Origin of the sequence: Luedemannella helvata (genome assembly GCF_039528415.1) — a bacterium.
GTDB classification, from domain to species: domain Bacteria; phylum Actinomycetota; class Actinomycetes; order Mycobacteriales; family Micromonosporaceae; genus Luedemannella; species Luedemannella helvata.
In genome coordinates this window covers 1-603 of sequence record NZ_BAAALS010000130.1, presented here as the reverse complement: position 1 = coordinate 603, position 603 = coordinate 1, and the positions used below count along the sequence as shown (strand labels likewise).

The 603-nt window shown below is 67.0% G+C and carries 1 protein-coding gene; it reads right to left on the bottom strand.

Annotation, left to right across the window (positions count from 1 at the left end; genetic code table 11):
• Window positions 1-9: 9 nt before the first annotated feature.
• Window positions 10-603: transposase (locus ABD191_RS29090; RefSeq protein ID WP_344089190.1), on the bottom strand; the 594-nt coding region annotated here is incomplete at its 5' end.

Here is a 603-nt window from a genome sequence, read left to right as displayed (position 1 = left end):
GTGATGCTCCTATGGTTTGTCAACGGTGAGGGCGTGGTGGATTTCGCGTGCGATGTACCGTTTGAGGCATCGAATGATCTCTTTGTTGGTGAGGCCTTGTTCGCGGCGTCGGTCGCGGTATGCCTTGGTGCGGGGGCAGGTGGCCAGTCGGGTTAACGCGATGGTGTAGAGGGCTCGGTTGGCTTGGCGGTCGCCGCCGCGGTTGAGGCGCTGGCGGCGGGTCTGTCCGCTGGAGGCGGGGATGGGCGCGGTGCCGCAGAGGTGGGCGAAGGCGGCTTCGCCGCGTAGCCGGTCGGGGTTGTCGCCGGCGGTGATGAGCAGTTGGGCGGCGGTTTCGGGGCCGACGCCGTGGATGGCTACGAGTTCGGGTGCGGTGGTTTTGGTCAGCGCGGCCAGTTGCTTGTCGAAGCCGGTGATCTCCTCGGACAGGTGCTGGTAGCGGCGGGCCAGGACGCGCAGCGCGGTCTTGGTGGCGGTGCTCGGGTCGCTCAGGTGGGTGCCGGGACGTAGCCGTGCGCAGGTGGCCACTAGTTGCGTAGTCGTGCCGGTGATCGACTCACGTAGCGGGGCGGGTGCGGTGACGAGCAGGTTCTTGAGTTGGTT